Here is a 23,030-nt window from a genome sequence, read left to right as displayed (position 1 = left end):
CTCCTTTTTTCATCTATTAAATTACTTCACCGGTGTGTTTATCATCAATATCCAAGCTTTTCAAAAGATAACGGACCTGCATGTCAGTATATTCTTGTAGCGTAAATTTCCCCTGCAGCACCCAACGCCGGAATCCCCACATCTGCCCCTGGACAAGAATATTATTGGACAGAAGTTCCGCATCCTGTTTGGAAACCTCATACGGCAGTAAAGTTACTAGCGCACGCTCAAGTATCTTCACCATGTCCCGTTCCCGATTGAGCACATAATCCCTCGCTTCTTTTTTCAGTGATTTCACTTCCTGGTACAGAATGAGTACTTCCTCCTGCATGTCATCCATTAATTGGAAATAGGACTCGATTACCAAAATGAAATTTTCAACCGAGGCCTGCTGTATATCGAGTTTTTCTTCCAAACGTTCACGGACTTGATGATGGATAGAATCTACAACAAGAAAAAGCACATCCTCTTTTGTACGGATATACTCATACAATGTACCGATACTAAAGCCGGATTCTTTTGCGATTTCTCTTGTGGTTGTACGATGAAAACCCTTTTCTTTAATAAGGGTGATTGCTCCTTGAATCATTTGACTGCGCCGTTTTTCGATGAGTTCCTGATCTTTTACGGAAGAAAGGACTTTATCATTTTTCATTTGTCTGTGGCACTTCCTTCCTTTTTCCATTTTTCAAACCATTCAATGGCCAGTTTATAAGGGTCACTATCTGCTTGAATTGCCGGAAGATCCTCCTCATTCTCAATGAAATGCCGAACATCACGCCAGATTTCTTCACGGATAAGCTCATACACTTCCAACTCCTGCTGTTCTGTGCGCCGCTTTTTCCCTTCTTCCGTGCTGTATAAATAGTCGTGATGTTCTTTGATTTTATCCCACAGCTTGTCGATTCCCTTATTCTCTGTCGTTATCGCTTTAACAATTGCGGTGATGTGATTCTCGGTTGATGTCATCATGACAAGCTCTTTCAGCAGGGCTTTTAATTTACCAAACCCTGGAAGATCGGCTTTATTGATGACAAATAGATCAGCAATTTCCATAATACCTGCTTTAAATATCTGTAGCACATCTCCACTATTCGGTGTAAGGACTACAGCTGTTGTATCAACGATTTTCATGACATCGAGCTCCGACTGGCCGACACCTACCGTCTCTACAATGACGACATCAAACCCGTAGGCATCACATATCCGGATTGCATCCTTTGTTGCCCTGGCAAGACCTCCCAGACTACCGCGTGTTGCCATACTTCGTATATAAACACCTTCATCTGTAAAATGTTCATTCATGCGGACACGATCCCCGAGTAGCGCTCCCCCGCTGAACGGACTCGTCGGATCAACCGCAATGACTGCCACCGTTTTACCTTCATTACGTATATGTGTAATCAGGCGATTGACGAGTGAACTTTTTCCAGCCCCCGGTGATCCAGTTATCCCAACATAGCGCGCATGTTTTTTCAGTGAAAAAATATCACTAAGCATCTGAAGTTTTTCCGGGTGGTCATTTTCTACCATCGTAATTGCGCGTGCCAATGCCCGTATGTCCTGTTTTTTTATCCGTTCAACGATATCATGCATGGGGTACATCCTTTCTCCTAATCCGTTCGATTGGTATGAACAGTGTGGCTGTGTAGACGCTTGATTTGATGTGGCGGTTGCTGGAATCTGCGGTATGGTCACTCGATTTCGATGCCCTGCCGCTAGCTATGGTAACACTCTGGGCTCGAATTGACCGATCCCTCGCTCGGAATCCACTGTAAGCGAAAACCCTATTTTGTCAGCATGCGTCCAATGACAAGCCGTTGAATTTCATTTGTTCCTTCATAGATTTGAGTGATTTTTGCATCACGCATATAACGTTCCACCGGGTAGTCCTTCGTGTAACCGTAGCCGCCAAATACCTGCACCGCTTCTACGGTAATGCGCATTGCTGCATCCCCGGCGAATACTTTTGACATTGCTGATGCCTTACCGTATGGCTGCCCTTTTGATTCCAGCCAGGCAGCCTGATAGGTTAACAGACGAGCTGCTTCTACATCTGTTGCCATGTCTGCCAATTTAAAGGAAATTCCCTGATTGGCAGCAATCGGCTTACCAAATTGCTCCCGTTCTTTTGCATAATCCACCGCTGCATCCAGTGCTCCCTGTGCAATTCCAAGCGCCTGTGCTGCGATTCCATTGCGCCCGCCGTCCAATGTAGTCATAGCAATTTTAAAGCCATCACCTTCTGCGCCGAGCATATTTTCCTTTGGAATTCGGCAGTTTTCAAAAATTAATTCCGTTGTAGGTGATGAACGAATGCCAAGTTTCTTTTCCTTCTTCCCGAACGTGAAGCCATCGGTCCCTTTTTCAACGATAAATGCACTTATTCCCTTATGTTTTGCATCAGCTTCTGTTTTCGCAAATACAAGATAGATGTCAGCAACACCGCCGTTGGTGATCCATACCTTGCTGCCATTTAACACATAATTGTCGCCATCTTTACTTGCCGTTGTTTTCATCGAAGCGGCATCACTGCCTGCACCTGGTTCCGATAATGCATATGCACCAAGTGCTTCACCTGTTGCCAGACGGTATAGAAAGTTTTTCTTCTGTTCCTCATTTCCATACGTATAAATTGGCCAGCTTGCAAGGGATAGATGTGCGGAGAGCGTTACCCCTGTAGATGCACAGACACGGGATAGTTCCTCAACCGCAATGCAATAGCTGACAAAGTCTGAGCCAATCCCGCCATACTCCTCCGGCCAGGGAATGCCAGTCAGTCCAAGTTCAGCCATTTTATCAAAAATCTCTCTGTCAAACCGCTCTTCCTCGTCACGTTCAGCCGCTGTTGGCTCCACATCTTTTGTAGCAAAATCGCGAATCATTTTACGCAACATTTCCTGTTCTTCGGTAAGCTGAAAATTCATTGATTATGACTCCCCTTATTCATTAAGTAGATTTTTTGCAATGACCATATGTTGAATTTCATTTGTACCTTCATAGATTTCAGTAACTTTTGCATCACGGAAAAGACGCTCAACCGGATAATCTTGTGTATAGCCGTAGCCTCCATAGACCTGCACCGCTTCAATTGCCGCTCTCATCGCTGTTTTGGATGCATACATCTTTGCCATGGATGCTTCTTTTCCACACGGAATTTCCCGTTCAACCATCATGGCAACATTATAGACTAATAGTTTTGCTGCTTCGACTTCTGTTGCCATATCTGCCAGCTTAAATGATATCCCCTGGTTTTTAGCGATAGGCTTTCCGAATTGTTCCCGTTCCTTTGCATAGTTTACAGCATACTCCAGTGCCGCTTCACCGATACCGAGTGCTTGTGCCGCGATACCGATACGTCCGGCATTTAGATTTGCCAATGCGATTCTGAATCCATCCCCTTCACTGCCAAGCAGCTGTGAAGCGGGCACCTTACATTGGTCAAAATTTAATTGGACAGTGCTTGATCCATGCAGGCCCATTTTCTTTTCGTTCTTTCCGACGACAAGTCCCGGGGTATTTTTTTCGATGATAAATGCACTGATCCCTTTCGCCCCTTCACCTGTACGGGCAAACGTTATATACGTATCAGCCATGCCGCCGTTAGTGATAAACACCTTGGAACCATTTAATATATAATGATTTCCGTCCTTTTTTGCAGTTGTCTTCATACTGGAAACATCCGATCCCGCTCCAGGCTCGGTTACAGCGAAAGCACCCAGGTATTCTCCTGAAGCAAGCTTTGGCAGATAATGTCTCTTTTGTTCTTCCGTGCCGAAATGTAAAATTGGATTCGTGCCGACAGATGTGTGTACAGATAGAATAACTCCCACTGTCGCACTTACTTTAGCAAGCTCATTTATCGCAATAATATAGGAAGTGTAGTCCATCCCGCTCCCGCCATATTCTTCAGGAATTGGGATTCCCATTAAACCAAGCTCTCCCATCTTCCGGATAATCTCTTCCGGAAACCGATCCTCTGTTTCCATCCGATCTATTGCTTTTGTCACTTCTTTGTGGGCAAAGTCACGGACCATTTTACGCATCATTTCCTGCTCTTCTGTGAAATTCATATTCATAGGGTGTCTTCCTCTCTCTTGCTTGTTAACTATATTGGTAAAAACCTCTGCCGGATTTCTTTCCGAGCCACCCAGCTTTTACATATTGTCTCAGCAGCGGGCATGGGCGGTATTTGCTGTCACCGAATCCATCGTGCAGGACTTCCATAATATAAAGACATGTATCCAATCCGATAAAGTCAGCCAATGTCAGCGGGCCCATCGGATGATTGGTGCCAAGCTGCATAACGGTGTCAATATCCTTTGGTGATGCCACACCTTCATACACTGTGTAAATCGCTTCGTTAATCATCGGCATAAGCACACGGTTGGAAACAAATCCCGGAAAGTCCTTTACTTCGACTGGTGTTTTACTTAATTGCTTTGCTACTGATTCAACCGCCTCGTATGTTTCATCATTCGTCTGCAGCCCGCGGATGATTTCTACAAGTTTCATAACAGGAACCGGATTCATAAAATGCATGCCAATCACTTGTTCCGGCCGCTTCGTTGCTGCTGCAATTTCTGTTATTGGAAGGGATGATGTGTTCGAGGCCAGAACCGCATGCTTTGGTGCAAATGCATCCAAATCACTGAATACACTTGTCTTAACTTCCATCTTCTCCACAATTGCTTCAATCACCAGGTCACAACTCTGAGCATCTTTCAAATGTGTTGATGGTTTTACTCGATTGATCGAATCCGATTTTTCTCTATCGGTTATTCGCTCCTTTTCCACAGAACGGGTCAGCAACTTTTCGATGCGCTTCATGCCAGTATCCAACGCTTCTTCCTTCACATCATTTAATAAAACCTCAAAACCAGACTGTGCAAAGACCTGGGCAATACCTGCCCCCATTTGACCTGCTCCGACTACCATTACTTTGCTTATTGCCATTGGGTGTGTTCCTCCTTTATTTGAAATAATCGTTTGAACCACGTTGTTTATTTTGCTTGGACGGAAGTTGGGAGGTCGGCCGAATCTTGTAAAACATCGACCCCGTGAATGCGCGCTTCGACCGAATGTCGGGAATCATCGTCCTCGTGAATGCGTGCTTCGACTGAATCTCGGGAATCATCGCCCGCGAGACCACGCGCTTCGACCGAATCTCGCCAATCATCGACCCCGAGAATGCCATCATCGATCGAATCTCGGAAATCATCGCCCCCAAGACTGTCCTCATCGACCGAATCTCGCAATCATCGACCTCGAGACCTCGCGCTTCAACCGAATCCATCGAGTCATCAACCGAAACTACGCGCGCACCGCCCGAACTATCCCAAGCACCCCCATAACTTTCCCAAACTACCTTTAACGCTTCGGCACCTCAATCAGCACCGCGTCACCTTGACCACCGCCACTGCAGATTGCTGCGATTCCCAGTCCACCGCCTTGTCGTTTTAGTTCGTGAACCAGTGTTAATATAATCCGTGCACCACTTGCACCGATTGGGTGACCGAGTGCCACCGCTCCTCCGTTAACATTCACTTTTTCCTTATCAATTCCAGCAATTTTTCCACTTGCCAGGGAAACGGCTGCAAATGCTTCATTGATTTCAAATAAATCAATATCATCTTTGTTGTAGCCTGTTTTTTCCAGCAATTTATTGATTACAAGTCCAGGTGTTTGTGGGAAATCCTTCGCCTCTACGGCAACTTCTGCATGACCAAGCACTGTAGCCATAGGTGTTTTGCCAAGGTCTTTCGCCTTTTCATCAGACATGACTACAAATGCACATGCCCCATCATTGACTCCAGGAGCATTTCCGGCAGTGATTGTGCCGTCCTTATCAAAAGCCGGTCGTAATTTTGCCAGTGTTTCGATGGAGGTATCCTTTCTCGGTGCTTCATCCGTATCCACTACCACGGGGTCACCTTTGCGCTGTGGAACTTCCATGGCGACGATTTCCTCTGCAAATTTTCCTGCTTCGATTGCCTGCACTGCACGTTGATGACTACGATAGGACCATTCATCCTGGGATTCCCTCGTTAACTCATATTCTTTTGCGGTTGAGTTTCCGTAAGTTCCCATATGCACCCCTGCAAAAGAACAGGTCAGCCCATCATGTACCATCATGTCGACAACTTTTTTGTCTCCCATACGATTTCCCCACCTTGCATCAGGAAGGAAATAAGGAGCATTGCTCATACTTTCCATTCCACCCGCAACGATCACCTCTTCATCTCCAAGGCGAATGAGCTGATCTGCCAGTGTGACACTACGAAGACCGGAGGCACATACTTTATTAATCGTTTCCGTTTTAACATCCCATGGAATTTTAGCTTCTCTTGCCGCCTGTCGTGAAGGAATCTGCCCCTGTCCTCCCTGCAGAACATTCCCCATAATCACTTCATCAATTTGCTCACCATCAAGACCGGCACGATTTAACGCTTCTTCTATCGCTTTGCCTCCAAGCTGTGATGCCGTAAATGGCTTTAATGCTCCTCCAAATTTCCCAAATGGTGTGCGTGCACCTGAGACAATTACAGTTTTTCTCATAAAATATATCCTCCTTAAAATGACAGCGCTTTCTTATGGCTATTATAAACTATTAATCTATAAATGACGAATAAAATAATAGTGTGATTGAACGCTCGCTCAAGTTTACCTTTTCAAAAAGAGAGAGGCAATGGTGAACCTCTCTCCTAATTGGTTAAGCTGTTTTCTCTTCATTCTCTGTAAATACGGATAATGCAAGTATTTCTGCAACATCCATCGTACTGATATCTTCATCCACATCTTTTGCTTTTGTCCCATCACTTAACATCGTCAGACAGAATGGGCAGGCGCTTGAAATCATGGATGGTTCCACATCCATTGCCTGTTCTGTCCGGGCCACATTGATACGGTTGCCTGTTTGTTCTTCTGACCACATCAGTCCGCCTCCAGCACCACAGCACATACCATTCTCTTTGCTTCGTTTCATTTCTACTAGTTCCAGACCCGGTATTGCATTCAGGATTTCTCTTGGCGGATCATAGACACCATTATATCTTCCTAGATAACAGGAATCATGATATGTCAGTCTTTCATTAATAGATCCTTCTGGTTTCAGTTTACCATTCATCACCAAATCAAACAGCAATTGTGTATGATGATAAACTTCCGCTTCATAGCCAAAATCAGGGTATTCATTTTTGAAAATATTATAGGCATGCGGATCGATTGTCACAATCTTTGTCACATCGTTTTTCTCAAATTCCTTAATATTTTTCTCGGCAATCTCCTGGAAAAGGAATTCATTTCCGATACGACGTGCCGTATCTCCAGAATTTGCCTCTTTATTTCCGAGAATCGCAAATTTCACGCCAGCTTGATTCATCAATTTCGCAAAAGCGATAGCAATCTTTTGGCTGCGGCTGTCATATGCTCCCATTGAGCTTACCCAGAAAAGATATTCGAAGTCCTTATCTTCTTTTTTCAATTCTTTTACGGTCGGAATGTAAACAGATTCATCAATATCACGCCATTTGATACGGTCTTTTTTCGAAAGCCCCCATGGATTTCCCTGACGTTCGATGTTCATTACCGCACGTTGCTGTTCCTGATCCATTTTTCCTTCTGTCATGACAAGGTAACGGCGCATGTCAATAATTGTTCCTACATGCTCATTATTCACCGGACAGGCATCTTCACAGTTACGGCATGTCGTACAACCGGAAAGCTCCTCCGCTGTGATGACATCACCAATTAGGCTTGCACTTTGGACCGTTGCTGCCGCTTCATTTCCAGCACTGGCCTGATTTCCAGTTGTTCCAGAAAAAGCGAATGAAGGCACCCATGCGGATTTTCCGGTAATTGCTGCACCTTTTTCCGTCAAATGATCACGGGCTTTAATCATAATGTCCATTGGAGATAACATTTTCCCTGTGCCTGCCGCCGGACAGACATCTGTACAACGCCCGCATTCCACACATGCATAAAAATCAATCATTTGATGTTGTTCAAAATCTTCCACTTTCCCAACACCAAAGGAAATATCCTCTTCATTTTCCTCTTCAGCTTCATCGATGTCAAAATCAATTTTCTTCAATTTCCCTGGCACACGCTTACTCAGGAAAACATTGATTGGTGCAGCGATTAAGTGAGCATGCTTTGACTGTGGTACGTATACAAGGAAGGTCAGAATCGTAATCGTATGTACCCACCAGGCAACATAGAACAATACCATTGCAGCTGCTGGAGACAGCCAGCCAAACACTATTGCCACTAAACTGGCAACAGGTTCTGTCCATGTTGTCTCATGCCCATGCCAGATTTGTGCCATTCCATTCCCGAATAAAACGGAGAGCATCAATGTTCCAATGAACAATAACACTAAACCTGCCTTGAATCCCCGTTTCAACCGGACCAGCTTTTCCATATAGCGACGGTAAAACGCCCAGGCTACTGCTACAAGAATCGTTAATGTAACCAGTTCCTGGAAAAATACAAATCCGGGATAGAAAAGGCCAAACGGTAAATGATTTCCGGGTGACAGCCCTTTTACAAACATATCGATTGCCCCAAATTGGACAAGGATAAATCCGTAAAACATCATCACATGGATGGTCCCAGACTTTTTATCCTTCAATAGTTTGGATTGTCCGAAAACTATCTTTCCTACCCTTTTCATACGTAACTTGATGTCTTTATCAAACTCAGATTTCCTGCCGAGTTTAATATAGGAGACTCTTGTCGCCACAATTTTGGCAAATAAATAAATCCCATATACGGTTATTGCTATAAATGCAATCCAATTAACCAGTAAAAATGTATCCACTTTTCCCGCTCCCCCTTTTTTTCGCAGTTTATAAAATATAAAACTATCTTACTGCATTCGTTCAGGCTGAGACTTCTACCATAAAGGCATGGTAAAAGCCAAGTTTCCTAATAACCTGTTTTCCCCAAAAGTGTTAGCGATTACATTTTCAAGGATAAACTTCTTCTTTTGAAAATTATATATCTCTACTATAAATATGAATGATTATTCAGTCAAGTCATTTTCAGTAAAATATGATAATTGCTATTTCTCTCATTTGAAAATATAAGCTGCTTTTCTAGGATGAAAACCTAGAAAAGCAGCTTTCTTTGTTTAAGGCCCTTTTCGCATCGTTTGGTGCTTGGATATAATTACATTTTTTCCGGTGCGGTTATTCCAATCAGTCCAAGTGCATTTGCCAATGTAATACGGACAGCCTTCATTAGTGCAATTCTTGCTGCTGTCAGTTGTTCATTATCTTTGTCCAGCACTTTTTCCGCATTATAAAAACTATGCAGCAGTGATGCCAGATCAAATAGATAATTTGTTACCTTCTGTGGCGTTTGCTTCTGGGCAGTTTCTGTAACTACTTGTGGAAGTTCGCCAAGTTTCTTCAAAAGATCGACTTCCTTCTCCGAAGTGAGCAGCGTGGCATCAAAATCTCCTTCTGTTGCAAATCCCTTGCTCTCTGCCTGTTTCATCATTGTACAAATACGTGCATGCGCATATTGGACATAATAGACAGGATTATCATTAGACTCAGAACGGGCAAGATCCATATCAAAATCCAGCTGGGAGTCATTGGAGCGGGCAACAAAGAAATAACGTACCGCATCAATTCCAATTTCATCCATGAAATCACGCAATGAAACGGCATTTCCTGCACGTTTACTCATTTTCAATTTTTCACCCTGTTCAAACAGGTTAACCATTTGAATAATCTTCACATCAAATTTTTCCACTTCGTAGCCGAGTGCCTGGATAGCTGCACGCATTCTCGCGATGTAGCCATGATGATCAGAACCCCATACATTGATGATCTTATTGAAACCACGATCCAGCTTATTCTTATGATAGGCAATATCCGGTGTCAAATAGGTGTAGTTTCCGTCCTGCTTGATTAATACACGATCTTTATCATCACCCAGATCTGTCGAGCGGAACCATGTAGCCCCATCTTTTTCATAGATATAGTTTCCTTTTGCAAGTGTCTCCACTGCTTCAGAGATTTTATCTTCTTTGTACAGAGACCTTTCAGAAAACCAGTTATCAAAATGGACACCGAAATCAGCGAGATCCTTTTCAATGTTTCCAAGTGCATGTTTCAAACCGTATTCCTTAAAGAATTCCAGACGTGCTTCCTTCTCCCCTGTGGCCCACTTGTCACCATATTCCTTGCTCAATGACCTGCCAATCTCGGCAATATCTTCTCCACGGTAGCCATCTTCAGGCATGTCAGCATCCTTGCCAAGTGCTTGCAGATAACGTGCTTCCACCGACAAAGCGAGATTATCGACCTGGCTTCCGGCATCATTAATATAATATTCCCGTTCGACTTTATATCCTGCCTTTTCAAATACATTGCATAATACATCCCCGAAGGCTGCTCCCCGGGCGTGCCCAAGATGAAGTTTTCCAGTTGGGTTCACAGAAACAAACTCTACTTGCACCCGCTCCCCTTTTCCTGCATCTGTTTGCCCATAGTCTTTTCCGGCTTGTAAAATCGTCGGGATAATTTCGCCAAGAAAATCATTTTTCATAAAAAAGTTGATGAATCCTGGTCCGGCGATTTCGACTTTTTCAATCGATGCACCTGTTTGATCCAGATTCTCCACTATTTCCTCCGCAATCTTCCTTGGTGCTTTTTTGGCAATCCGGGCAAGTTGCATTGCAATATTTGAGGCAAAATCACCATGTGCTTTTTCTTTCGGCTTTTCCAGAATAATTTGCGGCAACTCTTCTTCACCTGCGAGACGTGCCCGCACGACAGAAGCGGCAATTTCCTGTTTTAACGTATCCTCGGTTTGTGCCAGGACATTCATTCTGTACCCTCCTCCGTAATAATTAATTCCAATTGATGTTTCCGTTCTTCCTGTCCATTAAGCTTCACATGATAGGAAATTTTCAAATATCCTTTCTCTGCTTTCTTGATGGACTGATAGAAAATATCATCCGTTCGTGTTTCCATATGTATCGTACCATGCGGATGGTGATATACATTTTCCGTTGTCCGGTTCGTATTGAACTGCTGATTCATGGAAACCATCCCAGTACGTTTAATGCTTACTTTTTCCGGTTGGATTGTGATTAAATTGTCGGTAACAGCTTGTTCGTCTATCTTTTCCTCAAAGATAACCACATCGCGTTTCCCCCGCTGGTAAAATTCTCCCCGTTCTTTTACGGTGCTGTACTCCATTTGTCCATTATCATCAATGATGGTGCGGAGTTCCACCGAAACGTTTTTTTGTAATGAACCCATAACATCGCCTCTACTTCGAATGGTATTGTATCATTATAGCGATAATTGCAGGTTAATAGCAATATCAATCGAAATGTTTTTTCAGCAGAGGGAAAAACAATAGACTTTCATTCTGCATACCGAGGTGATATGCCGGTTTTCGAACATACCAGTTAGAAAACCTGTGTTTATTTCTTCCTATCTTTTCCCATAATGTAGATAACTCAGGACTATATTGGAGCTAATACGGATGGGAAAGCGATTATCGAAAAATAAATTTTTTATTAAGGTGGCGATAAGTGGAGTTCTTTTGCTTATCTCTTTTGTTATAGGCATATATTTTATCAGCTTTCTTCTTGGACCGCCACCCTTAACAAACCAGCAAAACACAGTGTATTACAGCCAATCCGGGGAAGCCATTGGCGAAGAGAGCGGGTTGGAGAACAGGTACTGGGTGGATTTGGAGAATATTGATACGGATGTGCTTCATGCAACACTGCTGATTGAGGATCAGCATTTCTATGAGCATATTGGATTTGATTTCAAGCGGATTGCCGGAGCAATTTGGAAGGATATCCGGACAATGTCGCTAAAAGAAGGAGCCAGCACATTAACCCAGCAATATGCACGTAACTTATATCTGTCACATGAAAAAACATGGAGTCGAAAATTGAAAGAAGCTTTTTACACCGTTCGACTGGAAATGTTTTATTCGAAGGACGAGATTCTGGAAGGTTATTTAAACACGATTTATTACGGGCATGGAGCCTATGGAATCGAAGCAGCAAGCAATCATTTCTTTAATAAATCTGCCAGTGAACTAACATTGGCTGAATCTGCCATGCTTGCAGGAATTCCCAAAGGCCCTACGTATTATTCTCCACTAAATGATGAAAACAATGCAAAGAACCGTCAGGAACAAATCCTGAAGGTTATGCTGGAGGAAAAGGAAATCACACAGGAGGAATACAAACTGGCAGTAAACGAGGAATTGCTTTATGCCGATACGGATGAGCGTGTAAATGAAAAAATCGGCCCTCATTTTCAAGATACCGCTTTACAGGAAGCTGCCGAAATTCTGCAATTGGATACGGAACAGGTAAGATCAGGGGGATACCAGATACATACGACATTGCACATCGATCATCAGAAGAAGCTCGAGAATGAAATAAAGACCACAATAAATGCGGAAAGCGAGGTGGAGACCGGAGCAATGGTAATGGACCCCCACACCGGAGGAATTCTTGCTGTAGCCGGGGGAAGGGATTATGAACAAAGTCCGTTTAACCGTGCCACTGCGGCAAAACGAATGCCCGGATCTGCCTTTAAACCATTTTTATACTATGCGGCGCTTGCCAATGGCTACACCCCCTCCACCATGCTGATGAGCAAACCAACCGAATTCGATGTGGAGGAAGGAAACGTGTATCAGCCAAGTAATTTTAATGATTATTATGCAAACAAACCAATCTCATTAGCCCAGGCGATTGCATTGTCTGATAACGTATATGCGGTGAAAACAAATATGTTTCTGGGAGCCGAAAATTTAGTGGATACAGCAAGAGATTTCGGCTTTACCAGTGATTTGCCGGCAGTACCTTCCCTAGCGCTGGGCACTGCTGCTGTTTCCGTGGAAGAAATGGTACGTGGTTATGCAATTCTGGCAAACGGCGGACAGCAAGTCGAAAGTTATACAATTGAAAAAATTGTCGACAAGGATGGAAAAACAGTTTACGAAAAAGATCATACAGATGGTGAAACAGTAATTGATCCAAAAAAAGCGTTTATTCTAACCCATTTAATGACAGGAATTTTTGACAGGGAGTTGGATGGATATATGGCTGTTACCGGCTCTACAATTTCAGATGATTTATCCCATATCTATGCAGGGAAAACGGGAACAACGAATTCTGACAGCTGGATGATGGGATACAGTCCATCAATTGTAACTGGCATATGGATCGGGTATGACGATAATCGCTCCATGGAAGTAGTAGCAGAAACCGGTTATGCCAAAGAGATATGGGCAGGCTTTATGGAAAAAGCACATGCCGGCAAAGAGCAAGAAGCATTCGATATACCAAACGGCGTTGTAGGCGTACCCATCGACCCAGCAACAGGAGAGCGGGCAACCCCTTATTGTGAAGCAAGAAGGGTAATGTATTTTGAAGCCGGGACCGAACCTGAAACCTATTGTTCCGACCACTACCATATGGACGAATCCGGAGACGAACGGGGAATTTTTGAGCGATGGTTTGATATATTTTTTTAGCGGTTGGATGAAGTCGTTCTGTTTGGGATGAGGTTGAGAGCGATGGTTGAGAAGATTCGGGTGATGTTCACTGGCCTGGGAAGACTCACTTCATCGAGGGCGATGTTTCTCGAGATTCAGGCGATGTTCACTTCTTCGACGGCGATGTTTCACATGATTCGGACGATGAGCTCTTTCTCGACGGCGATGTTACGTTAGATTCGGGTGATGCCCACTGGCCTGGGGGTGATGGTTGCTGAGATTCGAGCGATGCCCACTGGCCTGAGGGGCTCACTTCTTCGAGAGCGATGGTTCTCGAGATTCAGGCGATGCCCACTGGCCTGGGGGTGATGGTTGCTGAGATTCAAGCGATGCTCACGGCCTGAGAAGACTCACTTCTTCGAGGACGATGTTTCTCGAGATTCAGGCGATGCTCACTTCTTCGACGGCGATGTTTCACATAATTCGGGTGATAAGTTCTTCCTCGACGACGATGTTACATTAGATTCGGGCGATGCTCGCTGGCCTGGGGGTGATGGTTGCTGAGATTCGGGCGATGCTCACTGGCCTGAGGGGACTCACTCCTTCGAGGACGATGTTTCTCGAGATTCAGGCGATGTTCACTTCTTCGAGGGCGATGTTTCACATGATTCGGGCGATGAGCCCTTCCTCGACGGCGATGTTACATTAGATTCGGGCGATGCTCGCTGGCCTGGGGGTGATGGTTGCTGAGATTCGGGCGATGCTCACTGGCCTGAGGGGACTCACTCCTTCGAGGACGATGTTTCTCGAGATTCGGGCGATGCTCGCTGGCCTGGGGGTGATGGTTGCTGAGATTCGGGCGATGCTCGCTGGCCTGAGGGGACTCACTCCTTCGAGGACGATGTTTCTCGAGATTCGGGCGATGCACACTGGCCTGGGGGTGATGGTTGCTGAGATTCGGGTGATGCTCACTGGCCTGGGGGTGATGTTTGCTGTGATTCGGGTGATGCACTGGCCTGGGGGCGATGTTTGCTAAAATTCGGGCGATGCTCACTGGTCTGATAACTGTACTCCTAGAATGCTCCTCGCTCGATTTTGGCTGAGACTCATTCGATTCAATCGCTCACCCGCTCGAAAAAAAAGAGGCCAACAATCAAGGTAAGTCCATTTACCTGATTGTCGGCTTCTTTTTTGTCCTAGTAATACATGAGTTAGCCCATGTATACATATTTTACAAATTTCCGTTAGAAAGTACAACATTTTAGATCAATATTCATAATTCAGACACAGAATGTTCACTACTCAGGAAGTGCGTCTTTTAATTCATCTTTGGAGTTATTCCACATTTCCTCATTAAATTCGACAAGGAAATCCTTCAGTAATTTCTTGGAATGTTCATCCATATGCTCAACAACTATTTTACCTTTTAGTGATTTTTCCATATGTGTGACATGCTGTGGCATGGATTTATATGCACGTTTAATCGACCGGTCGATACGAATTTCGCTTCCGGCAACTCCTCCGTAATATGGCCCATTCTCTCCGGGCTCCACATTCACCCAGACAATCCAGTATAGCTTTCCATTTGGTACTTCCTCACGGTTTGGTAATATTTTCACCCGGCGTTCGATGTCACTGCGTGCATGCATCGCACCCATATCTACATATGCTTTGTTTTCAGTTGTATCCACGATAACGGGTGACATGTTTTCCAGGCTGATTGAACCGCCACCATAGCCACCGTGACCATCAGTGGAATCATCTTTTATGATGGTAAATGAATTTTTCTTTTTATTTGGAGATTGATCTGAACTCATTATATGTCCTCCTTATCATTCTTTGCCCCCATTGTAGCATAGGTGAATATTTCATTTCCCGTCTAGTGCTTCATCCGCTCAATAAAGCTCAATGCCTCTTGAAATTCCTCATCCGTATATTTCTGTTTTGGTTTGACTGTATGCACTTTTTCAATATTTTCTTCAATCGGCAGGTAATCGAAATACATGAGTGTTGAAACAAGTTCAAGAAAACGGGAGCTTTTTGCTTTCATCTCTTCTACCCGTCCGGAAATATCTGGCATCTCGATGGAAAACTGCTTTAGAAATTGCCTGCCGTCCTCCGTAATTGTATAGCGATATTGCGAATAATTTCCTTTATTTTCTTTTACTTCCTTCACAAAACCAAGATTACAGAGTTCTTCTGTGCGCAATGTCAATTCCTCGGAGTACGGCCCATAAAAATGAAACTCATATTTCTCTTCAAATCCTGTATTACATTTTTGCAGGATATAAATCATTTTTTGCAGTTTTTTTCGTCCGGTAACTTCATCCGCAATAGAAAAAAACTCCATCAACCTTGCATGATTAGTCAACATCTTCTATCTCTCCCTGACCATATAAAATTTCATAAATACGTTTTTTTGCAGGTACATCATCCAGCGATTCCAATAGATCCATCGGAAAATAAAGCTTATGGTCGGTACGCTTTTTCCCAGATATCGCTTCGACAATATCGGAATGCCTGGAAAGCTCTTTTAAACTTTTGTCAGGCATTTGCAAATGGATGGGCAGACGCTCTTCTTCCTCACCAGGCCGGTAAAAATCATACGGTAAATCAGAAGAAGAATCGACAACCAGATAATATTCAGGGTCAATATCAGCGTCTTGAAACAGTTGATACAACTCCATCCATTCATTCATCTGCAGATTCGGATTAAATTCAATGTATTTAAATAGGCGGCGATTCATAAACCGTTCGCACAAGTCACGCAGAATCTCATCCTCTTCTTCCTGCCAAGCCTGGAAATAATAATGAACGATACCCTCATCCAGCTTCAAATATTCACCCAAATCAACATTTCCTTCAAAGAAAGAAACAAAATGTGTCGGCTCGAGTTTAAAAGTGAAATCACCCGTTTCATAAAGGAATTTTGCGCGATGCAAGATTTTCGATAAAATCACTTCTGCACTTCGCGTTACAGGATGAAAATAAACCTGCCAGTACATCTGATAACGGCTCATAATATAATCTTCCACCGCATGCATCCCGGTGGACTTTATTACAACCTGATCTTCCATCGGACGCATGACACGCAGGATTCTTTCCATATCGAAATGGCCATAGCTGACACCTGTGAAATACGCATCCCGCTGTAAATAATCCATGCGATCCGCGTCAATCTGACTTGAAATCAAACTCACGACCAGTTTATTCTCATAGGTTTTCGCAATAACATCCGCAACCTTTCTGGCAAATCCCTGTTCTGCAGCTTCCAGAATTTTGTTTATCCGGGTGTCACCAAGTATGATTGCTTGTGTAAAATGTTCATGGTCCAACCGAAATACTTTCTCAAAGGAATGAGAAAACGGTCCATGACCAAGATCATGCAGCAATGCCGCACATAAGCAAAGCAGACGCTCATCGTTGTTCCAGTTCGGGCGGTTCTGGAAGTTATAGATAATCCGCCGGACAATCTCATAGACCCCGAGAGAGTGGTTAAAACGACTGTGCTCTGCTCCGTGAAAGGTGTAATTCGTTGTTCCAAGCTGCTTAATCCGGCGCAGACGCTGGAATTCTGGTGCAGCTATCAGATCCCAAATGACCCTGTCCTTTACGTGGACATATCTGTGCACGGGATCTTTAAACACCTTTTCTTCATTCAGTTGTTCGTCTTTATATGCCATCTATTTTTCAACCCGTTTCTTTTCGACGATTTGATATTAGTATATAATAAGTGGACGAAGGAAAAAAGAGTTATATACATGAAATACAGAGGTGTCAGCAATGAAAAACTGGAAAGAAATCGTCAGCCACACGACGTTTCGATATATCGACCATTCCACAAAAAAAATTTTTAACCATGAAGCCTATACCGCAATAACGTCTTTTGCGGTAGATGATGCATTAGCATTATCCGTCAGTAATAATCACTCCGTGCCCGCCATCCGCCTTTGGGTACATCCGAACACAATTGTCCTCGGCATTCCTGACGCCCGGCTTCCCTATATTGAAGAGGGTGTTGCGCATCTCGCCGATCATGGTTATCATGTCGTTGTGCGTAACTCGGGCGGGCTTGCAGTCGCATTGGATGAAGGTGTTCTGAATATTTCCCTCATCCTCCCAGGTGTCAAAAACATTTCCATTCATGACTGCTATGAGGCGATGGTGAGCCTGGTACAATATATGCTGCGTGATTTGACGGATGAGATCGAAGCATATGAAATCACCGGTTCCTACTGCCCTGGTGATTATGATCTAAGCATTCGTGGGAAGAAATTTGCCGGAATATCCCAACGACGCATCAAGGATGGAGCAGCTGTGCAAATTTATTTGGATGTAGAGGGTAACAGTTATGAACGCGCTTCTCTAATTCGTGAATTTTATCGGCTTAGTAAAAAAAATGAGGAAACGAAATTTTTCTTTCCAGAGGTGAAACCGGAAGTGATGGCCTCCCTTTCCGATTTATTGGGTCAAAAATTAACAGTGGCCGACATGAAAGAGCGCGTTCATGCTGCACTGGATGATTTCAGTGAAGAGATTGTACTGGATGATTTTTCTGAAGATGAGTTGGCCACATATGAAAAACGTTACCTGCACATGAAACAGCGTAATAAAGAGATTGCGGAGATGCAGTGACCTTTTGGAAAACGTCAGGTGCAGTGTTGGGCGATGTGAGCCTCGACTGGTGACGCTCGGGGTTGAAGTAACACCTTTATACCTGTGCCTGGAGATGCCCTGCGCTGAAGTATCGCCTTTTTCTTAGAAAACATCAGCCGTAATATACCGGACATCGCCTGTTGCTCTGCCATCATCGCCCTGTTGCAGTTCCGCATCGCCTTAATGTTTATGATTATCGATCGAATGTGCTGAATCATCGACCGAATGTCTGCAATTATCGCCTGAAACCGCTCAGACCACTCGGCCAAGAGGCTCCACTACCTGTCTCCCAAACTAAAAAAGCCTGGCGCGAAGAATTATCTCCGCTTCAGGCTTTCTTTTCTATATATTAATCTGATTGAACTGCTGTAATCAATGCTAATTTGAATACATCATCAGCAGTACATCCGCGTGACAGGTCATTAACCGGTGCATTCAGCCCTTGAAGAACAGGACCTACTGCTTCAAATCCTCCCAGGCGCTGGGCGATTTTGTATCCAATATTCCCCGCTTCCAGACTTGGAAAGATGAATGTATTCGCATTCCCTTTCAACACTGATTCTGGAGCCTTTTTTTCAGCTACACTCGGAACAAATGCTGCATCAAACTGGAATTCCCCATCTATAATAAGAGATGGATCCTTTTCTTTAGCAATTTGCAATGCCTCTGTCACTTTTTCCGTTTCCGGTGATTTGGCAGAGCCTTTCGTGGAGAAGCTTAACATGGCAATGCGCGGGTCAACACCGAATAATTTACCCGTCACAGCACTTTCTGCGGCAATTTCCGCAAGATCCTGGGCTTCAGGCGTAATGTTGATCGCACAATCTGCGAAAACATATTTTTCATCGTCGCGAACCATGATGAAGACACCGGAAGTCTTTTTTATTCCTTCCTTTGTCTTAATAATCTGTAATGCCGGACGTACGGTATCAGCTGTTGAATGGACTGCACCACTTACAAGCCCATCAGCTTGATTCATATAGACAAGCATGGTTCCAAAATAGTTTTCATCCAGAAGGATTTTTCTTGCATCTTCTGCTGTTGCCTTTCCTTTGCGGCGCTCCACAAACGTTTCCACCATCAGATCAAACTCTTCAAAGCTGTTTGGATCAATTATTTTAGAAGTAGAAATGTCGACACCAACATGTTCCGCTTTTTGCTTAATTGCGGATTTTTCGCCAATCAAAAGTGGTTTTAAAATTCCTGCTGCACCCAATTGGCTTGCTGCCGTCAAAATCCGCTCATCTAACCCTTCAGGAAATACGATTGTTTTATATTTTGACTCCACTTTTGCTTTCAATTCATCAAACAAGTTACTCATTTCACATTCCTCCTAATTCACTCTATTTCATCATAAATCACTTTTCACCGGAAGGAAAGAAATCAAATCTGACATTCCTATGACAATAAAAAATGAACTTCCAATGGAACACATACCTCACATATGATTATATTCCCCTAGTTATGGTAGACTAAAAGTGGAAATTAAATTTTTGTAGAAATGAAGGAGAGATAGATATGGTTGAAGCAGTAGAAACCATGGATGGCTGGTACAGTTTGCATGATTTACGTACAATCGATTGGAATTCCTGGAAACTGGCGTCAGCTGAAGAACGCAAAGCGGCTATCGATGACTTTGAAAAGCTGCTTAAAAAATGGGAGCAGGTGGAAGAAGCAGAAAACGGCAGCCATGTACTACATAAAGTAGTTGGACAAAAAGCCGATTTAATCTTCATGTTTCTCCGTCCGACAATGGATGAACTTTCCGACATGGAAACAGAATTAAATAAATCAAAATTTGGCGAGTTCTTGATCCCTGCACATTCCTATGTATCTGTTGTAGAGCTTTCAAAATACCGCCCGGCCAAAGATGGCGTCGATCCGGAGACGTTACCGGAAACACAGAAACGCCTGAAACCAATCCTTCCAAAGTGGGAGCATATCTGCTTCTATCCAATGGACAGGCGCCGTGTTGGAGAAGAAAACTGGTACACCTTGGAAAAGGATGTACGCGGTAAATTGCTTTATGAACACAGTAAAACCGGCCGTAAGTATGCTGGAAAGGTAACACAGGTTATTACCGGTTCCATCGGACTTGACGACTGGGAATGGGGCGTTACCCTATTTGCACACGAACCACTTCAATTCAAAAAAATTGTTTATGAAATGCGTTTTGACGAAGTAAGCTCCCGCTATGGCGAGTTTGGCGAATTCTTCGTTGGAAATATCCTTCCAAGAGAAGATGTTGCTGCGTATTTGGAAGTGTAATGAAATCGCAAAAGCTACTGTTTCAGAAACTCTACGCTAACAAATGACTCAGGAGCACATAGTTTTTGATGTTTATAGTCTTATGGCGGCAGTTTCCATGAGCAGGAGCTAGACAATACTGAGACTTTCTGCATTTTTAGCAGGAAGTCTTTTTTTTGCTTTCTAAAAGTTCTTTTCGTATGTACTTTGTTGCTTCTGACACAAACGATACAGTGCGACATAACTTAAAATGAATGTAGAAGAAAAGATCCTTTCGTAAATTCTGCATAAAGGTTGAGCAGGCGATAAAGTTCCTTAGACGGCACCCTCTCTCCTAACCCCTCTCAATATCAAAGGTTTCCCCACCCCATCAATCAAATTCATTGTCATCATTTCCGGGCTATTGTCATACATATAATTATTGAGTCATCACCAAGGTTTAGTCAGAAATGAGGTATGATTTATGGCGGTAGTCGCACACACGGAAAGTGATGTTAACTTATTAGCAAGATTAATGCGTGCTGAAGCTGAGGGAGATGGGCGATTAGGTATGCTCATGGTAGGCAATACCGGAGTTAACAGGGTTATTGCTGATTGCTCGGATTTCACTGAATTAAGAAATATCAATGACATGGTATTCCAAAGCCCCGGTGGATTTGAGGCTACACAAAAGGGATATTTCTATCAGCGGGCACGTGAAAAGGATAAGCGTTTAGCGCGGAGAGTGATACAGGGGGAACGCTTCCATCCTGCATCAAACACGCTATGGTTTTTTATGCCGCAGGGAGCCTGCCCCGCACAGTGGTTTGGCCAATGGAATAGCGGCAGATACAAGTCCCATTGCTTTTTTTCTCCATCTCAAGCGGAATGCCCACAAGTGTTCAGATAAGAATTTAAGGAGGCTTTTTTATGAGTGAAAAGAACGAAAATGTAAACCAGCAGTATGCCAATCCTTATCAGGCCTATCCATACTACTATTACCCGCAAAATTCCCCAGCATTTTACCCGGCATACCAAATGAGACACGAAATGCCGCAGCAACAGCAAATGCCACAGCAGCAGATGCAGGCCATGCAAGGGATGCAACAGCCAGCTCAGCAGCAAGGGATAGCTGATAATGTCCCGGGCATGCTTCCAATGCAGGAGTCCTACATCGAGAATATTTTACGGTTAAACCGTGGCAAACATGTGCAAGTCTATATGACATTTGAAAATAATGATCAATGGAACGCACAAGTATTCGAGGGGGTTATTGAAGCAGCCGGAAGAGATCATATTATCCTAAGTGATCCGCAAACCGGCAGGCGGTATCTGTTGTTGATGATTTATCTTGATTACGTGGTATTTGATGAAGAAATTAATTACTCCTATCCCTATGGAGGCAATACCGGTCAACTATCGAACTATTCACCAAGGTAAGAAGAAGGAAGCTGACTCAAAGTCAAGAATCCCCCTCACTTAACTACACGTTGCAGTAGTCTGAGGGGGTTACTCTTTTGGGACAGTTCCCTTTCATCCACAAACCTCTGAACCCATCTGAATCCCCTTCTAAAGCCAAATGCTCTGTATACAAGACTACGCCTGGAGGCGATTACATGCGACATCCATACGAAAAATTTATGCGCATTGAGCTGATCGCAATTGCATGTGTCGTTTTATTTGGCGTAATTGCACTCATTCAAGGATTCCTCATATTTATTTTACTTTGCTTTTACCTGTTGGCACTCAGCATATTTTGCGATGCTATGATATTATTGTATCTGCACAACCCACCACAAGCCGGCAAACAATTCCTGCGGGCTGTGATGGTGTTTATTTTTACAACTTATTTATTTTTTCACTTATAGAGTACGTAACTCCTTATAGATGCCTTACAATTGCAGTTCCAAGCAGGACCCATCCAATCAGAAATGCTACTCCGCCCAGTGGTGTGATCATTGCAAACGTTTTGATAGCTGTCGTGGAATAGATGTACAAACTTCCTGAGAATAATAAAATACCAATAAAGAACATCCATCCAGCCCATGTAACGCTACCACTGGTGACTTTAGCTAGCAGTAAACCGGTCACAAGCAGTGCCATTGTATGAAACATTTGATAATTTACAGCTTTATCCCACGTTTTCAAAGCTTTTTCCGAAAGCTTTCCTTCCAAACCATGTGCACCAAATGCACCCAGTGCCACTGCCAAGAACCCATTGATAATCCCTAATAGTAAAAATAATTTCATTGTTTACACCTCATCTGTTAAAAGTCAAAAATAGAATCGCCATTTGCATCGTCATGGTCAATCGTTGATTTTTGTGTACGGCTTGGTTTCGTTTCACTTACCTCTTTACCAAGCATTGCTTTTACCTCTTCCGGCGAGAATTCACTGGTATGATTACTTTCAACCGAATCCACTTGCCCTGCTGCCGGCTCTTCCTCCAGGAATAAATCGCATAGTAAACGAATATTTGCGATATGTTTTACCATTTTATCCTGATTATACTGCACTTTTTTTGCATCATTCAATTCCTTTATCATTTTGTTAATGATTGTTTCATTTGTAACTGCCATCTGGATCACTCCTTGTTTTAGCAGATAGGAAAGCATCAAACTTTTCTACAGCTCCGTGCAACTAAGACATGTCAAAAA

General features: G+C 43.5%; 26 protein-coding genes. 9 read left to right on the top strand and 17 right to left on the bottom strand.

Going from position 1 to position 23,030, the window contains the following annotated elements; genetic code table 11:
• Positions 1–16 precede the first annotated feature (16 nt).
• From ACZ427_RS00300 to ACZ427_RS00255, 10 genes are all read right to left on the bottom strand, one after another.
• On the bottom strand, positions 17–655 hold the full coding sequence (locus ACZ427_RS00300) for a TetR/AcrR family transcriptional regulator (protein WP_461177185.1): 639 nt from the start codon (positions 653–655) through the stop codon (positions 17–19).
• Positions 652–1,596: a methylmalonyl Co-A mutase-associated GTPase MeaB gene (meaB, locus tag ACZ427_RS00295; RefSeq protein ID WP_461177186.1), complete on the bottom strand. Its 945-nt coding sequence runs from the start codon at positions 1,594–1,596 to the stop codon at positions 652–654. Before meaB ends, ACZ427_RS00300 begins: the two co-directional genes overlap by 4 nt.
• 191 nt (positions 1,597–1,787) lie before the next feature.
• Positions 1,788–2,927 carry an acyl-CoA dehydrogenase gene (locus ACZ427_RS00290; RefSeq protein ID WP_461177187.1) on the bottom strand — a complete coding sequence of 380 codons (1,140 nt, stop codon included), beginning with the start codon at positions 2,925–2,927 and terminating at the stop codon, positions 1,788–1,790.
• Between the two features lie 15 nt (positions 2,928–2,942).
• A complete protein-coding gene (locus ACZ427_RS00285; protein WP_461177188.1) occupies positions 2,943–4,079 on the bottom strand; it encodes an acyl-CoA dehydrogenase in 1,137 nt (378 codons plus the stop codon).
• A gap of 25 nt (positions 4,080–4,104) precedes the next feature.
• Positions 4,105–4,956: a 3-hydroxybutyryl-CoA dehydrogenase gene (locus ACZ427_RS00280; protein ID WP_461177189.1), complete on the bottom strand. Its 852-nt coding sequence runs from the start codon at positions 4,954–4,956 to the stop codon at positions 4,105–4,107.
• Between the two features lie 47 nt (positions 4,957–5,003).
• Positions 5,004–5,258, bottom strand: a complete 255-nt coding sequence (locus ACZ427_RS00275; RefSeq protein ID WP_464883489.1) for a hypothetical protein — start codon at positions 5,256–5,258, stop codon at positions 5,004–5,006.
• A 112-nt stretch (positions 5,259–5,370) separates the two neighbouring features.
• Positions 5,371–6,558 (bottom strand): acetyl-CoA C-acetyltransferase, encoded by a 1,188-nt coding sequence (locus tag ACZ427_RS00270; protein ID WP_461177191.1) that lies wholly within the window; start codon positions 6,556–6,558, stop codon positions 5,371–5,373.
• 154 nt (positions 6,559–6,712) lie between these two features.
• Positions 6,713–8,821 carry a (Fe-S)-binding protein gene (locus ACZ427_RS00265; RefSeq protein WP_461177192.1) on the bottom strand — a complete coding sequence of 703 codons (2,109 nt, stop codon included), beginning with the start codon at positions 8,819–8,821 and terminating at the stop codon, positions 6,713–6,715.
• A 350-nt stretch (positions 8,822–9,171) separates the two neighbouring features.
• Positions 9,172–10,842: an arginine--tRNA ligase gene (gene argS / locus ACZ427_RS00260; protein ID WP_461177193.1), complete on the bottom strand. Its 1,671-nt coding sequence runs from the start codon at positions 10,840–10,842 to the stop codon at positions 9,172–9,174.
• Positions 10,839–11,279, bottom strand: a complete 441-nt coding sequence (locus ACZ427_RS00255) for a YwiB family protein (protein WP_461177194.1) — start codon at positions 11,277–11,279, stop codon at positions 10,839–10,841. Before ACZ427_RS00255 ends, argS begins: the two co-directional genes overlap by 4 nt.
• Before the next feature lie 229 nt (positions 11,280–11,508).
• On the opposite strand from ACZ427_RS00255, the gene ACZ427_RS00250 reads away from it, so the two are divergent.
• The 4 genes from ACZ427_RS00250 (at position 11,509) to ACZ427_RS00235 (ending at position 14,527) form a co-directional block, all read left to right on the top strand.
• Positions 11,509–13,530 (top strand): transglycosylase domain-containing protein, encoded by a 2,022-nt coding sequence (locus ACZ427_RS00250; protein WP_461177195.1) that lies wholly within the window; start codon positions 11,509–11,511, stop codon positions 13,528–13,530.
• A gap of 3 nt (positions 13,531–13,533) precedes the next feature.
• Entirely contained in the window at positions 13,534–13,728 is a 195-nt protein-coding gene (locus tag ACZ427_RS00245) for a hypothetical protein (RefSeq protein WP_461177196.1), read from the top strand.
• Positions 13,729–14,023: 295 nt separating this feature from the next.
• Positions 14,024–14,200, top strand: coding sequence for a hypothetical protein (locus ACZ427_RS00240; RefSeq protein ID WP_461177197.1), 177 nt, complete (start codon positions 14,024–14,026; stop codon positions 14,198–14,200).
• A 9-nt stretch (positions 14,201–14,209) separates the two neighbouring features.
• A complete protein-coding gene (locus ACZ427_RS00235; RefSeq protein ID WP_461177198.1) occupies positions 14,210–14,527 on the top strand; it encodes a hypothetical protein in 318 nt (105 codons plus the stop codon).
• 262 nt (positions 14,528–14,789) lie between these two features.
• Here the strand turns inward: ACZ427_RS00235 and ACZ427_RS00230 are convergent, their stop codons facing one another.
• The 3 genes from ACZ427_RS00230 to ACZ427_RS00220 all read right to left on the bottom strand — a co-directional run bounded on the left by ACZ427_RS00230 (position 14,790) and on the right by ACZ427_RS00220 (position 17,174).
• Complete coding sequence (locus ACZ427_RS00230; RefSeq protein WP_461177199.1) at positions 14,790–15,308, bottom strand: YwhD family protein; 519 nt, start codon at positions 15,306–15,308, stop codon at positions 14,790–14,792.
• 62 nt (positions 15,309–15,370) lie between these two features.
• On the bottom strand, positions 15,371–15,865 hold the full coding sequence (locus tag ACZ427_RS00225; protein ID WP_461177200.1) for a YwgA family protein: 495 nt from the start codon (positions 15,863–15,865) through the stop codon (positions 15,371–15,373).
• Positions 15,855–17,174 carry an HD domain-containing protein gene (locus ACZ427_RS00220; protein WP_461177201.1) on the bottom strand — a complete coding sequence of 440 codons (1,320 nt, stop codon included), beginning with the start codon at positions 17,172–17,174 and terminating at the stop codon, positions 15,855–15,857. The genes ACZ427_RS00225 and ACZ427_RS00220 overlap by 11 nt, the downstream gene beginning before the upstream one ends.
• Positions 17,175–17,274: 100 nt before the next feature.
• On the opposite strand from ACZ427_RS00220, the gene ACZ427_RS00215 reads away from it, so the two are divergent.
• Positions 17,275–18,126, top strand: coding sequence for a lipoate--protein ligase family protein (locus ACZ427_RS00215; protein ID WP_461177202.1), 852 nt, complete (start codon positions 17,275–17,277; stop codon positions 18,124–18,126).
• Between the two features lie 14 nt (positions 18,127–18,140).
• On the opposite strand, the gene ACZ427_RS00210 is transcribed toward ACZ427_RS00215, so the two are convergent.
• On the bottom strand, positions 18,141–18,416 hold the full coding sequence (locus ACZ427_RS00210) for a hypothetical protein (RefSeq protein WP_461177203.1): 276 nt from the start codon (positions 18,414–18,416) through the stop codon (positions 18,141–18,143).
• Between the two features lie 80 nt (positions 18,417–18,496).
• On the bottom strand, positions 18,497–19,468 hold the full coding sequence (gene pta / locus ACZ427_RS00205; protein WP_461177204.1) for a phosphate acetyltransferase: 972 nt from the start codon (positions 19,466–19,468) through the stop codon (positions 18,497–18,499).
• Between the two features lie 197 nt (positions 19,469–19,665).
• On the opposite strand from pta, the gene hemQ reads away from it, so the two are divergent.
• The 4 genes from hemQ (at position 19,666) to ACZ427_RS00185 (ending at position 22,241) form a co-directional block, all read left to right on the top strand.
• Entirely contained in the window at positions 19,666–20,415 is a 750-nt protein-coding gene (hemQ, locus tag ACZ427_RS00200; RefSeq protein WP_461177205.1) for a hydrogen peroxide-dependent heme synthase, read from the top strand.
• A gap of 442 nt (positions 20,416–20,857) precedes the next feature.
• Complete coding sequence (locus ACZ427_RS00195) at positions 20,858–21,283, top strand: cell wall hydrolase (protein ID WP_461177206.1); 426 nt, start codon at positions 20,858–20,860, stop codon at positions 21,281–21,283.
• A gap of 20 nt (positions 21,284–21,303) precedes the next feature.
• Positions 21,304–21,813 carry a spore coat protein GerQ gene (gerQ, locus tag ACZ427_RS00190; protein WP_461177207.1) on the top strand — a complete coding sequence of 170 codons (510 nt, stop codon included), beginning with the start codon at positions 21,304–21,306 and terminating at the stop codon, positions 21,811–21,813.
• A 176-nt stretch (positions 21,814–21,989) separates the two neighbouring features.
• Positions 21,990–22,241, top strand: coding sequence for a hypothetical protein (locus ACZ427_RS00185; RefSeq protein ID WP_461177208.1), 252 nt, complete (start codon positions 21,990–21,992; stop codon positions 22,239–22,241).
• Between the two features lie 13 nt (positions 22,242–22,254).
• Here ACZ427_RS00185 and ACZ427_RS00180 read toward each other — a convergent pair whose 3' ends face one another.
• Together ACZ427_RS00180 and ACZ427_RS00175 are read right to left on the bottom strand one after the other, a co-directional pair.
• Positions 22,255–22,623 carry a DUF423 domain-containing protein gene (locus ACZ427_RS00180; protein ID WP_461177209.1) on the bottom strand — a complete coding sequence of 123 codons (369 nt, stop codon included), beginning with the start codon at positions 22,621–22,623 and terminating at the stop codon, positions 22,255–22,257.
• Positions 22,624–22,640: 17 nt separating this feature from the next.
• Complete coding sequence (locus tag ACZ427_RS00175; RefSeq protein ID WP_461177210.1) at positions 22,641–22,952, bottom strand: YwdI family protein; 312 nt, start codon at positions 22,950–22,952, stop codon at positions 22,641–22,643.
• Positions 22,953–23,030: the final 78 nt, after the last annotated feature.

Source organism: Virgibacillus ainsalahensis (assembly GCF_055380755.1).
Note: the sequence above shows the minus strand (reverse complement) of the source record. Positions and strands in the feature narration are given on the sequence as shown.